The following is a 13,510-nucleotide window of genomic DNA, read 5'->3' as shown; positions in this document are numbered from 1 at the left end:
TATAAACTTTTAACTTTAAACTTTATGATTACTCCTCATACATCTTGTCAATCTCCGCCTTGTAGTTCTTGTTGATGATAGGGCGGCGAATCTTCAAGGTGTTGGTCAGCTCGCCCGACTCCATAGAGAAGTGGTGAGCCAGGAGGGTGATACGCTTAATCTGCTCATAATAAGCCAGGTGCTGCTGAAGAATCTTGATGCGGTCCATCAGCATCTTCTGCACCTTCTCGTTGGCACACAGGTCCTCACGACAAGTGAAGGCGATGTGATGCTCACGTGCCCAGTCCTCCACGAGGCGGAACTCAGGAACAACGAGGGCTGATACGAACTTACGCTGGTCGGCGATAACGGCAACCTGGTCGATGAACTTATCTACCAGGAGCAACGACTCTACCTGCTGCGGAGCGATGTATTTACCATTCGATGTCTTGAACAGGTCCTTGATACGCTCAGTCAGGTAAAGCTCGCCATCCTTCATGTAGCCGGCATCTCCCGTATGGAAGAATCCATCCTTATCGAAAGCCTTGGCATTGGTGGTATCACGATGGTAATATCCCGGAGTGATGGTAGGACCCTTGAGAAGAATCTCGTTATCCTCACCTATCTTAATCTGAATGCTGGAGATAGGACGACCTACAGAACCCAGACTATGCTTCTTGTCGAGATGATCACAAGATACGGTGGCGAGACTCTCGGTCAGACCGTAGCCCACAACCATATTGATACCCACGGCGTGTACAAACTCCTCTACCTCAGGACTTACATAAGCACCTGCTGTAGGGAAGATATTAGGATTATCCAATCCCAACTGCTTGCGCACGATGCTCAGGATAGTCTTGTTGACAATCTTATATTCCAGCTCCAGAGCCAGAGGAGGACGCTTACCATTGGCGATATAATCAATGTTACGCTTCTTTCCCACAGCCAAGGCATGATAGAAAAGTTTCTTCTGGATAGGACCTGCATCGTCCATCTTAGCCTTCACGGCGATATAAACCTTCTCCCAGAAACGTGGCACACTACACATACAGGTAGGATGCATCTCTCGCATACTATCCTGAATTTCCTGCGGATAGGTATTGATGATGAGCTGGGCACCCTCACTCAAGCAGAGATATGCCCATCCACGCTCAAAGATATGGGTGAATGGAAGGAAATCAATGACACGATCCTTTTCGGTAACAGGAACGCACTCATTGTTTGCCTTCAATGCAGCTGCATACTGACTGTATTTCAGCATCACACCCTTGCTATCTCCAGTTGTTCCACTGGTATAGAGGATATTAGCCAAATCATCCATACTTGCCTGCTTGTAGAGTTCCTCCACTTCAGTCTGGCGAGGAAGATTCTCACCCAGCTTCAGGAAGTCCTTGAAATAGAGGGCAGCAGGATCGTGTGTACTGATGCGCACGCTGGAATCGAAGATGATGATACGCTCCAGGGATGGACAGAGGGCAAAGATACGATGCGCCTTGTCATACTGCTCCTGTTCGCCTACAAAGAGGAAGCGAATCTGCGCATCATTGATCATATATTGAATCTGCTGCTCGCTGCTGTTGGCATAGAAAGGTACAGAGGTAACTCTGATACCGTACGCACCGAAGTCGGTGTACAGGTAATGCACACAGTTCTGCGAGAAGACAGCGATTTTGTCGAGTGGTTTAGCCCCAAGATTGAGAAGGGCATTGCTCACTTGTTTCACTCTCAACGAGAAAAGGTTAAACGAAACCGATTGCCACTGGTCACTACCAAACTTTCTGAAAGTAAGCGCAGGCTTCTCTCCCCACTTCTTAGCGAGGTCGTGAACCAGGACTGAAAGATGACTATTAATCTGCATAAGCTAATATTTATAAATATGTGTGCAAAGATAATAGAATTTGTTAAGAACACAAAATAAAAAGATATTTTTTCCACATAATCTGCTCTTTTTTTCGTAACTTTGCCCCAAAATCAAATAATAGAGAGATTATGATGCTACAAGAAGAATATGTTAGCGATGCCGTGGAACTGCTGAAAAAGCTCATCGCCACCCCATCTGTAAGCAGAAACGAAAAGGATGCTGCCGACATCATGGAGCAGACCATCCGCAGTTATGGCTTTGAGCCTCAGCGTGAGGCAAACAACATCTGGATGATCGACCCTCATTACGATGAGAGCCGACCTACCCTGCTGCTCAATGCCCACATCGATACCGTGAAGCCAGTGGCTTCATGGACACGCGACCCGTTTTCACCGGATGTAGAAGATGGCGTACTTTACGGCTTGGGCAGCAACGATTGCGGTGGCGGTCTCTGTTCGCTTCTCCAGATATTCAGAATGCTGACAGAGAAGCCTCAGCAGTATAATCTTATCTATCTGGCATCTGCAGAAGAAGAGGTTTCGGGAAAGGATGGCATCACCCGTGCCCTGCCATTACTTCCGCATATCGACTTAGCCATCGTGGGCGAACCTACCGGTATGAATCCTGCCGTAGCAGAAAAAGGATTGATGGTGCTGGATGTGATTGCTCACGGCAAGAGCGGACATGCGGCAAGAAACGAAGGAGTAAACGCTATCTACGAGGCGCTGGATGACATGCGCTGGATTCGTGACTACAAGTTCGAAAAAGTGAGCGAGTTCCTTGGACCAACCAAGATGACGCTCACCGTGGTGAATGCAGGAACCCAGCACAATGTGATTCCGGATAAGTGCACGATGCTTGTGGATATCCGCACCAACGAATTCTATGACAACGAGGAAGTCTTCGAGTTCATCAGCCAGCATCTCAAGAGCGAGGTGAAGGCACACAGCTTCCGTCTGAAGTCATCACGCATCGACCCCGAGCATCCTCTTATTAAGAAATGTATAGCCATGGGCATGAAGCCATTCGGCAGTCCTACCCTCAGCGACCAGGCATTAATGCACTTCCCATCCTTCAAGTTAGGACCGGGCGAATCATCCCGCTCCCACTCTGCCAACGAGTTTATCCGCATCAGCGAAATCCGCGATGCCATTGCAAAATACGAAACCCTCTTAGATGGCGCTGCCATCTAGAAGATTCAAGTTTCGCAAGTAACCTCCGGTCCCCGAAGGGGGCCAACTTTCAATAACCGCTGGTGGAATGACCGAAGGTCATGGAACCTGCGGACAACCAATAGTAGGGAGAAATCGTCCCCAAAGGGGGCGAACCACATCCAGTCTTGCTCCTGTTCGCCCCCTTCGGGGACGATAAGAGAGTATCTGTCTCCGTTAGGCGTTCCTGCGGATTTGCAATCCGCAGACAAAAAAAGGCTCGACCTATTTGATGCGGATTTGAAATCCGCCTCAAGCGAGTTCTTCCATACTCAATAGAGAGCTCTGATTTTTTCTTATTCCCTGTTGATCCTTTCCACCAATTCGTCTGGTGTAAGTATCTCCATCTTGGAGAAACCAAACCACTTCTTGCCCAAGTCCTTAATGGATGCTCCTATGTGATACACATCATCGTCTATACAAAGGAAGCGGTCATGTGATAAACGGAATGTTTCAACATCAATCGGTGCATATTGAGCATTATGACGGTCTATGTCGAGTTGGAACTGACGGCTTATCTGCTGAGTGTAGATGATTGCAGACACGTTATTATCTCTTTTATCGAGCAATGTCAGTACAGTCTCGTCAACATAGTTGTCGATAAGGACAATACGTTTCTTCGCACTCTTAATCAAGTCGGACACGAAAGTATAGGCATCATAAATTTGACCATTGTAGAACACACCTTGTTTCGGCTTTACGTTGCCCTCATCCAATCTGCGAAATACCTCGTCTATGCGCTTGTCTGTTTCTTGCTGATGTTGCTGCATTTCAAGTTGATGGTACTCCATTGTTGAAAGACGTTGGAAAACTTCTGCATTTGTCACCATGAAACGTCTCATTGCAACAAATGCATCCATAATTCGTATGCTTACACGAATTGCGGTTTCACTTCTAAGAACAGTGGAGAGCATAGCCACTCCCTGCTCCGTGAAAGCATATGAACGAACTGTTGAGTGCTTCAAACTATTGAACCGATCACAATTTGTGACCAGTTCATTCATTTCTTCCTTAGTCAGTTGAAAACGAAAACGTTCAGGAAATCTCTCCATATTACGTTTTACAGCTTGATTTAACACCCTGGTTTCCACTCCATAAAGTTCAGCCAAGTCTCTGTCTATCATAATCTGCTTTCCACGAATAGACATTATTCGACTTTCTACAGGAGTGGTAACTACGACTTCATCATTTTGTAACTGGTCGCAATTTGCGACCAGTTCTCCTTTATCTTGATGTTCTATATTATCAGCCATATTTCTATCTTTATTTTTGAAATCACAATTGTGACTTTAAACGTGTTGTTACTTATTATTGTATGCAAAGGTAGTGCTTTTAGCCTTTAAGCCACTATTGCACAACCCCATTTTTTGAAAAGAACGAAAAAAAAATAGTATTATTGCGGTGATTGTACTTTTATTAATCGCTTAACTCGTTGCACCGTACTCACGCCCCTTCCACTTAACTTCGCCACATCCCGAATGGAATACCCCTTGCGGAGCAAACTAATTAGTGCCTAAAAGGGTGTTCAGTATTCAGTATTCAGTTTTTTTCGCGATGATAGTTACCCTTTCTATGGTTACAAATTATAAGTAATTATATTATATATTAATATATATATATAATATACTATTTATAGAGAGGACGGAAACAACAGCGAAAAAAACTGAATACTGAATACTGAATACGTTTCTCCATAATCGGGTATTACTTCGTAATATGCTGATTTATATCGCAAAACATAGTTTTCGACACCGCAAAAACATAGAGATGCGCCCCATTAAGAAATAGAGTCCGTTTTTTAACGAAGTTTCAAATCGTAAGTGTTTTGCTGAAAATCGCTCCTTATCACATGCCTAAATTTGTCGGATACCCAAAATCTTCGTATCTTTGCATCGGCAATCGAAAGAACAACCTTTTGTGCCTCAGGGCGGTCATCATAGAAGACCGCAGCTGGTCTTAAATGATGGCAGGCGCCGGTCATCAAATATACTCAATAGTTCTGTCATTGTTTCTAATTTTGCGCAAAGATATAAAATCTAATTTATTTATGAGAAAAATCAGAAACTTTTTATGCTTTTTTATATGTTCTTTCTATCTTAATTGTCCGACTACGTAAAGAAAAAGTTATTTTGGGCAAGGGTGTTATGGATTTAAAATCCGCCTCAAGCGAGAATGCTCAGAGGAGACATGAAAAGCCTACGGCTGCGGATTGCAAATCCGCTTTAAAGTGGTCGAACCTTTTTTGTCTGCGGATTGCAAATCATAAGTGGTTAATAGATTTTTTAACATCTATAACCACTTAATAATCAGTTATTTATTTGCGTATTTCAATTATTTTTTGTACCTTTGTAGGTAGATAAAAACAATAGAAAATAGCAAATATGAGCAAAATAAAGGTACATGCATGGGATATTCTTAGAATGATTCCAGATGAAGAAATCGCAAAAATAGCAAAAGACACGAAGGTGGATTATTGCGCCAAGGTATTAACCGGTGAGCGCCTTTTCTACCTTCTTGTCTTTGCCTTCTTATCTGCCGACCATGTTAGTCAAAGAAGACTTGAGTCAATCTTCAATAATCCTACGTATAAAACTTTGTTCAATGTAGCATTGGATGCTACCGTAACACACGGATCCATATCTACCCGTTTGGCTAATGTAAATCTCGACTTCTTTGAGAAGGCTTTTGATTTATTATATAACCGTCTGTCTCAGCTATATACAGAAAAAGAATTGCAGGCCAAAAACATAGTTCGCATAGATAGTTCCATGGTGGCAGAAACCTGTAACAAGCTGAAGAAAGGATTTACTGTTGGTAAAAAAGCATCAAATAAAACAGAACGCAAACAAATAAAGTATACAGTAGCTTATGATGGCTTTTCTGCTAAACTTGCTGAAGTATTTTCTAAACCAGAATATCTTAGCGAAGACATAGCTATGCCGGCTGTTGTGCAAGAACTGATTAAGTATGACCCAGAACATAACAATCTATACGTTCTTGACAGGGGATTCTGTGCTCTTAAGAATTATGAATTGGTAGAAGATGCAAAGGCTAAGTTTGTAGGACGAATTAAAACTAACCGCAAAATGCAGGTTATAGAAAGCCTTATGACAGAAAACACCAACACTGATTTAGGAAAATTGGAGTTGGTGGATGACCTTGTTGTGTTCCTATATGACAGAGAAAAAAAAGATTTTTCAAATACAAAGTATAGAGTGATAAAGGCTAAATTCAAAACGCCTCGTGATACTACTCGTCCAAATAATAAGGGTAAGGTAAAGCGTGTAGAAAATGAAGTGTTTTTTATAACTAACGACTTTGATATGACTCCACAAGAAATTGCGTTCTGTTACAAAAAGCGCTGGGACATAGAGGTTTACTTTAAGTTTTTAAAGCAGAATTTGAATTTTTCTCATTTTCTGTCTACTAATGAGAATGGCATAAAAGTCATTCTCTACATGACTATTATTACCTCTATGCTGGTTATGATATACAAAAAGGAAAATGAGCTCGGTTTTTCTATTGCGAAATTTAACTTTTACCTTGAAATGCAAGAATGGGTTGGGGCGTTGTTAGTGGTTATTAATGGTGGGGATTTGAGTAAGACTCCATTCAGGCATGTTACTATAAGAAGTAGGATTCCTTAAAAAAGGAAATCCTACTTTATAGAGCAACATGCCTAAAATAATCTTTCAACCACTTATGATTGCAAATCCGCAGGAACGCCTAGCGGACCATAACGCCTAGCGGTATTTTTCTTAAGGCTAAATTTATTTTCCCTTAAGGCTAAATTTATTTTTCCTTAAGGCTAAATATATTTTCTTCCAAGCATGCAAATCCGGCGGTACGGCAAGGGCAGAAGCCCCAGAAGCAACACGCCCTGAAAGGGCAGAAGCCCCTAGCCCAGGGCAACGCCCTGGGTATAATAGCAATCAGCAAGACGCCCTGTAAGGGCAAAAGCTTTGTATACTGCCAGGTATTTTAAAGCTTTTGCCCTTACAGGGCGACAGGTTTGTGTCCGTAATTACCCAGGGCGATGCCCTGGGCTAGGAGCTTCTGCCCTTTCAGGGCGTGCTGCTTCCAGGGGCTTCTGCCCTTTACCTTTCCCTTCGGCCGGTGGCCGTTGGTTCAGGGCGTATTGGGTAATTTCAACCGTTCAGGTCGATATTTTTTCGCTATTCCGAAACACAACGGACAGACATCGCTATAGAACGGCTATTTGTATTCTTCTTCTGTACTCCTTTTGATATCCTGAGATTATATTCCTTTCCTGCTTTAAACGTAAGATTCTTTATTCTATCAAAAATTTCATCAGAAGCATTAATCCTATTACCAGGAACATCAAACATCTGGAATCCCGTAATCTTTTCCGGCAAGATAAATACGGTAACAGAATTATTTATTATCAGGTTTTTGTCTCCATATTTATAAAAGACAGCATCAATATTCGTTTTATCATCAAATTGCCAATAGGGGATTCCACCATCTAATGTTCCAGAGAACCAACCAGTTTTGTAAGCCGAGACTATAACTGATCCGATTTCATCCGAAAAACCGTCAAAACTAATATTCACCTTAGCCAAGGCATGCACCATCCAGATCTCTACGGTTTTCTTAGGCACCGTATCACAATCACGATTGGTAGCTAAGCCCCACAACAGATCAACTCCCAAAGGATTGAAAGCCGGCTGCACATAAGTCATCTTATCTCCCTCATTGAGAACAGAGTAATCTGGATAACTGGCATAAAAATCTAGCGTTCCCTCTTTTGGCCAGAAACGCTTGGGTGAATAATTCCAGTTATTACTACTATCACATACTACTTTCTGACCTCTAGCCGAATCACCTACATGATACATAAACTTCTTAACCTCACCTGAAGGAGATTTATGAAAACCGAAAATCTGAATCGTGTCACCTGCTTTAAATTGCGTCTTACCAGCATTCCGAGTATTGAGAATTTCCTTCCAATCTGATTGCACAGAAAACTCAATAGGCTGACCAGATACAGGAATAGCATCCTCCACCTGATTGGTACAGGCTGCACCCATCAAGACAAAGAAAATTATCCATAACTTACTATAACTATAAATATTCCGCTTCATATTCCCGATTATCCTTATAAAAACATTATTCATTTTTCCCCTCTTTCCAATCCTCGACTTTAGTCGTTACGTTGAAATTGATAGGATCAAGTGAAAGTTTCAAATGAAATACATACGCTTTTCCTCCTTCAAACGTAAAAGACGGATCACTAACTCCTGGCACTTCTAGCAGATTTTTCGTTACCGTCACATCTTCCTTAAAATTTCCCTGCACTACCGTATAAGTTATCTTTAGATTAAAGTAATCGGGCTTCTTCTGAGGGATTATAAAGATATAAGAATCGTCATGATTTGTTACTTTATCATGTTCATGGTCTAACTGAGGAGGTGCACTTAACTTATATATGATACTATTGTCAAATTTCTTGCCATCTACTGTGCCATCTGGTGTCCAAGTATAAAACCAACTAATACCATTATCGGCGAGAGTCCAAGCTCCATTTTCAAGATTCAGATAGCCCGCCATAACAAAGACGCCTGATATTTCATCGGCGCCATATAGTTTCACCTCTTTAACTTTTATAACTGCACCATTTTTCTCTAATATCTGATTGGCTGTGATATCAAAGCCCAAACGAGCCAATGCATGCTTGAAAGTAAATTTAACAGGTTCCTCAGTCTTTGTCTGATCCTTAGCATTAGCCCACACCAAATCTACAGGAGACACATTAGAAGGAAAAAATATACAAGTTGGATTAGCTTCGTTTTTATTAGGAGGACTTACCAGTTTTGGTTGATCACTATAAGGCGCAAAGGCATAGAAATCCACAGATCCTTCACTTGGCCAATATCGGGTATTTGTATATTCCCAATGATTTTGATCTTTATTCCAGGTTACGCGTTCATTATTCATCAGCATCAGAGGTGAGATTGTCCCATCAGTATGCTTGTATCTTGCAAAGACACCAAATCCGGAGTTACCTTCCGTTCCTTTGAGATGAGTATTATCGGTTACTTCAGAACGGGTTGAAGCATTCCGACCCAAATAAGCATCAAAGTTGATTTCAGAAGATGAAGAAGATGAAGTTTCTTCCACAGCTTCGCCAGCACAACCAGATAATACCAGCTGTGCTATCAAAACATAAAAAGCTAAACGAAGAAACTTCATCTTATGATAATTTTTAATTCATTATTTTTATCTGATACGATTAATTCAAAGGAATCTCGGGGATCGTATTATCATCTACCCAACCTGTAACATCAGCATTGAATTCGATTGGAGTCAGACCAATGGTCAAGTTGATTGTATATGCCTTGCCCTGCAAGAAGTTCTTTGTAAGCTTACTAGAAACCGTACTTGTCATAGTTTCTGTTGATCCATTTTGAATGGTGTATTCTACGATGACATAAAGTTCATCTGTATTAGAGAAATCCTGCGGAATTACAAACAAATAATCTGTATCAGGATTAGATTCAGATGTACTAGTTACCGACTTATCTCCAGAGAACCAATCAAAATTTTGCTTTTCGGCAGAAGTTGGTTTTGTCCAAAGTTCTGCATCAGAAGAAGTCTTAGACAAATCTATGGTACCCTTTGTGTAGAAAGCTTTTTTTGTTGGTTCTGTAGTAGATCCTGCCAATGTAATCTTCTTCAATTTAATAGTTACATTTTTATAATCATCCTTTAACTTTACTTTATAACCAATCTTAGCCAATGCATGATTGAAAGTAAATTCCACCTTTTTAGCCCCAGAGTTATTTGCCTTTGTCTGATCCTTAGCATTAGCCCACAACAAATCTTTCTGTTTAGTAACAGTATTTTCTACAGTAAAATTAATACAAGATGTCATTTTTCCATCTAAAGTTGTATTTAACGCTGTTTTATCAGCATAAGGAGCATACGCCAAGAAATCAATATGACCTTCTGTTGGCCAATACTTAGTATTGTCATATTCCCATTTTACAGGGTCCGCAGTACTAGAAGAATATACCTTCACATTGTTGAACAAATTAGAACCAAAGTTCTGCCCCCCCGTAGAATAGTTACCAAACACACCAAAACCATCAGTCTTAAGCTGATTCTTCGTCTCCACGCTACCACGTGAACCATTTACAGCAACTGCACTTCTTCCCAAATAGCCATCAAAGCTGATAGCCTCGTTCTTAGAAGAATTGTCTGAAAGACTATTCAAGTCATCGCTTGAACAACTTACCAATGTCAACGCTGCCATTGCAGCAATACCCATAAAAAATTTCTTATACATATCTGTTTTAAATTAAACTAATCTATTATTACTATCTTTACTATTTTTATATGTTTCTTATCACTTTACTATTTCTACAGTTCCATATCAATATCCTCAGGTTTACCCCAATCCTTGATCGTGACGTCAAAACCGCCAGAACTTCCTTCCGAAGGCTTCACCTCAGGTAATGGTTTCGGTACCTTAACATCAACATGGAGAGAAATAATATAACCTAACTCCGATGAATTTTCATCTTTCTTAAACTTATCTCCTACCGCAAACTGATGATCTACCTGCGTCTTTTTGTCTATCAACAAAGCAGAAAGGGACAACTTATTGTTTTCAGCATCTGAATGGGTGGTTTCTGGTAGTCCAAAACATTTAACCGATGTCTTCAACGTTCCTAGTGTTGCGTCATTTTTATCTATCGTTTTCGTCCAGGACTCCAGAAGATAAGTCACCTTACTCTGAAGCGGCTTCCCCTGTCCCAGCAGAAATCCTTCTGAAATACCAGTTAAGGATCCTCTCGCAGAATACAGGTTTCCTATACTTGGAACTTTCACGTTGACCTGGATATGCGAAAGCACATTCCTTGGAGTTAAAGTAGCCTCTGAATAGTCTCCAGAAACATCGAATTCATCGAGTTTATCAGAGGCAAGCCACTCGGGCTGAACCCCTATCTGTTCATCATCTCCACGCGAATACCAGCGCGATGTTGTATGCTGTACCACAGCTCGCGCTGTCTCGTAAGAGTCCATTCCCAGAAAGTCGAGTGTACCAAACTCGGTCGTACTCTGGTTGAATACCAGTACATGATATTTTCCTGGTTCTAAGGAAAAGTCGGCATGAGTTATCTCATTAGTCAAGACAGTTTGCGGAGCACCACCTGACCAGGGAAACACCATGACCGTCATACCAGTAGGCACCTCTTTATCAAACAAATGCCAATCCACATTAATCCGCACCATTTTACGGCTATCCTTTTGCGGACAACCGGAATAGTCTTCATAAATGCAAGAAGTAAGCAAAATGATAAGGAGCCAAAAGTATAAGAATAGCCCTATACATCTTTTCATGAATGCTTCATATTTATAAAACTTCTTTTCTAGTTATTATATTTATTTCAAAATTTCGAGTGCAAAATTACAACCTAAAATTGATTTAGCTCTCAAATAATATCTAAAAGATATTAAAAAGTTACATGAGAAAAAGCTTTTGTTACGTCATCAGGTAAATTGCAAGTAACCATCTCTCTTGCAAGCAATAAAAAACCTCCAATCGAACCAATCGATTGGAGGTTTCATTTCTATCATCTACAGCAGCCAGGCAGTAAAAACACTACCGGCTGCATAATATTCATGCATTTATCTTCCCAGCCAAGCCTCTGGGTTGAGCTTGGCGGTCTCCTTGCGAAGCTGGAACTGGAGGATGTTGTCGGAACCCACGGCACCCAATGCCTGGCGGGTACTTACCTTCTGTCCCTTATGAACGCTTACCGATTTCAGGTTGCAATATACTGAGATGTAGGCACCATGACGAACCAATACGTTCCACATGCCACCATATCCGAATACGGCACTCACCTCACCATCGTAGATGCTGCGAGCCACACAACCCGGCTTGCCCTGAATGTTGATACCCTTGTTATCAAGCCTAACACCCGTCAAGCCCTGCACGTTATACTGACCGAAATGGCTCACGATACGATAACCTCCACTGATAGGCATCGGCAGACGACCACGGTTTGCCTCGAAACCACCATTCAGCATACGGTCTACCGAGCTCAGGGTTGCCGCCTCCTGCGCCTCCTTCTTGGCAGCAGCAATCTCACGAGCCTGACGCTCCTCATCCGCCTTCGCCTTCAACTCGGCAGCCCTGCGGTCAGCTTCAGCCTTCTTAGCCGCCTGTTCGGCAGCAGCTTCACGTGCCGCCTGTTCTGCGGCAGCACGCTGTGCCGCCTCGGCAGCAGCACGCGCCTTAGCCTGCGCCTTGGCCTTCGCCTCCGCCTGGGCAGCAGCTTCTTCCTGTGCCTTTTTTGCAGCTTCGGCAGCAGCACGAGCCTCCTCGGCAGCCTTTCTTCTTGCCGCCTCGGCAGCAGCCTCACGGGCTTTCGCCTCAGCTATTCTGCGGGCATTCTCTCTTGCGGCAGCCTCGGCAGCAGCCTTCTTGCGGGCCAATTCCTCAGCACGCTTCTTGGCTGCAGCGGCAGCAGCAGCCTTGCGCTTAGCTTCGGCAGCAGCACGGGCACGAGCCTTTGCCACTTCCTGCTGAACCAATCGGTCAATCTGTGCATTGATGGCCGCATCCTTCTGACGCTGGTCGGCGATGACAGCCTGGATGGTCTTCTGCTGCTTCTGCAATCCCTGCACCATCTCCTTCTGCTGCGTCTGCTTGCCTTCCAATGCCGTCTTCTCCTGCTTGCCCTTATATAATAAGGTGTTCTTATGACCTTTTACGTTCTCCAACTGGTGATGCTTCTCGTTCACCTGCTTCTGCTTTGCCTGGATGGCCTGTCCCTGCACCTTCTGATAGGAAGAATACTGGCGGATGAACGAAAGGCGGCGATACATCTGAGTCAGGTTCTTGGCGCTGAAGATAAACATCAGCTTATCCTGCACCGTATGGTGCCTGCTCATATAGCGCATAGAGCGGATATACTTGTTCTTTCTGTCCTGCAACTGCTGCTGAAGAGTCTTCAACTGCGCCTGCAAAATACCTATGTTTCCGTCGATATGGTGGATATCTTTCTGGATTCCATCAATCTTCTTCTGGCTCTGGTCTATTTCGCCGTTCAGAGCCATCAGGTCTTCCAGTCGCTTCTTCACGTCGGCCTGATTCTTGCGCAACGCCTGCTCCTGTTCCCTGATTCGCTTCTGGATACTGGCACGCTGTCCCTGCAATCCCCTGATGTTGGCATTGCTGTAGGTGGCAGCTCTGCGTTCTGCCTTCGTTGGAGCCTTGGTAGAAACCTGCACATGCTGCTTGCCCCTTCGGGCAGGTGCCTTGGCAGCCGGCTTTTTTCTGTTGTGCTGTTTGTTTGAGGCAACGGCAGTCTTCTTCGCAGGTTTCTTCTGCACATGATGCTGTGCAAAAGGCGCCAGCGAGAACGTCATTGCCAATATGAATAATATGATTCGCTTCATGATGAATAGGAATGATTTCTATGTT

9 protein-coding genes and 1 pseudogene are annotated in these 13,510 nt (G+C 42.9%); 2 read left to right on the top strand and 8 right to left on the bottom strand.

Annotated features, from left to right (window positions below; all coding sequences use genetic code 11):
* Nucleotides 1-28 precede the first annotated feature (28 nt).
* Nucleotides 29-1,837 carry an AMP-dependent synthetase/ligase gene (locus V8Z93_RS03660; protein WP_439432431.1) on the bottom strand — a complete coding sequence of 603 codons (1,809 nt, stop codon included), beginning with the start codon at nucleotides 1,835-1,837 and terminating at the stop codon, nucleotides 29-31.
* Between the two features lie 131 nt (nucleotides 1,838-1,968).
* Here V8Z93_RS03660 and V8Z93_RS03655 point away from each other — a divergent pair, with 131 nt between their 5' ends.
* Nucleotides 1,969-3,033: a M20 family metallo-hydrolase gene (locus V8Z93_RS03655; RefSeq protein WP_439432430.1), complete on the top strand. Its 1,065-nt coding sequence runs from the start codon at nucleotides 1,969-1,971 to the stop codon at nucleotides 3,031-3,033.
* 314 nt (nucleotides 3,034-3,347) lie between these two features.
* Here V8Z93_RS03655 and V8Z93_RS03650 read toward each other — a convergent pair whose 3' ends face one another.
* Complete coding sequence (locus tag V8Z93_RS03650) at nucleotides 3,348-4,304, bottom strand: ORF6N domain-containing protein (RefSeq protein WP_439432429.1); 957 nt, start codon at nucleotides 4,302-4,304, stop codon at nucleotides 3,348-3,350.
* A 140-nt stretch (nucleotides 4,305-4,444) separates the two neighbouring features.
* Nucleotides 4,445-4,558, bottom strand: a pseudogene (locus V8Z93_RS03645) (recombinase family protein); the annotation flags it as partial.
* Between the two features lie 874 nt (nucleotides 4,559-5,432).
* Here V8Z93_RS03645 and V8Z93_RS03640 point away from each other — a divergent pair.
* The gene (locus V8Z93_RS03640; RefSeq protein ID WP_439431386.1) at nucleotides 5,433-6,698 is read left to right on the top strand and encodes an IS4 family transposase; all 1,266 of its coding nucleotides are present in this window, start codon (nucleotides 5,433-5,435) and stop codon (nucleotides 6,696-6,698) included.
* A 528-nt stretch (nucleotides 6,699-7,226) separates the two neighbouring features.
* On the opposite strand, the gene V8Z93_RS03635 is transcribed toward V8Z93_RS03640, so the two are convergent.
* The 5 genes from V8Z93_RS03635 to V8Z93_RS03615 form a co-directional block, all read right to left on the bottom strand.
* Nucleotides 7,227-8,156, bottom strand: a complete 930-nt coding sequence (locus V8Z93_RS03635; protein ID WP_439432428.1) for a fimbrillin family protein — start codon at nucleotides 8,154-8,156, stop codon at nucleotides 7,227-7,229.
* Between the two features lie 25 nt (nucleotides 8,157-8,181).
* Entirely contained in the window at nucleotides 8,182-9,264 is a 1,083-nt protein-coding gene (locus V8Z93_RS03630) for a fimbrillin family protein (RefSeq protein ID WP_439432427.1), read from the bottom strand.
* A gap of 40 nt (nucleotides 9,265-9,304) precedes the next feature.
* Nucleotides 9,305-10,360 (bottom strand): fimbrillin family protein, encoded by a 1,056-nt coding sequence (locus V8Z93_RS03625; protein ID WP_439432426.1) that lies wholly within the window; start codon nucleotides 10,358-10,360, stop codon nucleotides 9,305-9,307.
* Between the two features lie 74 nt (nucleotides 10,361-10,434).
* On the bottom strand, nucleotides 10,435-11,418 hold the full coding sequence (locus tag V8Z93_RS03620) for a DUF5119 domain-containing protein (RefSeq protein ID WP_439432425.1): 984 nt from the start codon (nucleotides 11,416-11,418) through the stop codon (nucleotides 10,435-10,437).
* Between the two features lie 288 nt (nucleotides 11,419-11,706).
* Nucleotides 11,707-13,485 carry a murein hydrolase activator EnvC family protein gene (locus V8Z93_RS03615; RefSeq protein WP_439432424.1) on the bottom strand — a complete coding sequence of 593 codons (1,779 nt, stop codon included), beginning with the start codon at nucleotides 13,483-13,485 and terminating at the stop codon, nucleotides 11,707-11,709.
* Between the last annotated feature and the right edge of the window lie 25 nt (nucleotides 13,486-13,510).

The sequence above is a fragment of the Segatella copri genome (assembly GCF_051861805.1).
Taxonomy (GTDB): Bacteria; Bacteroidota; Bacteroidia; order Bacteroidales; family Bacteroidaceae; genus Prevotella; species Prevotella copri_M.
This window is presented reverse-complemented; position numbering and strand designations above follow the sequence as displayed.